1 pseudogene is annotated in these 292 nt (G+C 70.9%); it reads right to left on the reverse strand.

The annotated features are described in order from the left end of the window. Window positions 1–16: 16 nt before the first annotated feature. A pseudogene (locus tag G3O00_RS43240) lies at window positions 17–292 on the reverse strand (hybrid sensor histidine kinase/response regulator); the annotation flags it as partial.

The raw sequence follows: 292 nt of genomic DNA on the forward strand, positions 1-292 counted from the left end.
AGGCCGCGCCGCGAAATCACCGCTCCGCTTGCGCCGGCAGCCGAAGCGCGACCATGAAGCCGCGCGCCGTATTGCGCATCAGGATCTGGACGCGATGCCGCGCCGCCGTCGCGCGGACGAACGCGAGCCCGAGGCCAAAGCCGCCGCGCGCCGCGCCATGCGCGGATTCGAGCTGCCCGAACGTCTCGGTCGTGGCCGTGCGCTGCTACGGCGCGCTCTCCGCGCCGGTATCCTCGTCCCCGATCGCGCCTTACCCGTCCAGCTAGGAAGAGAGTCGGCAAGGGAAAAAGTG

It is taken from the genome of Burkholderia sp. Ac-20384, assembly GCF_017104605.1.
Classification (GTDB): Bacteria; Pseudomonadota; Gammaproteobacteria; order Burkholderiales; family Burkholderiaceae; genus Burkholderia; species Burkholderia lata.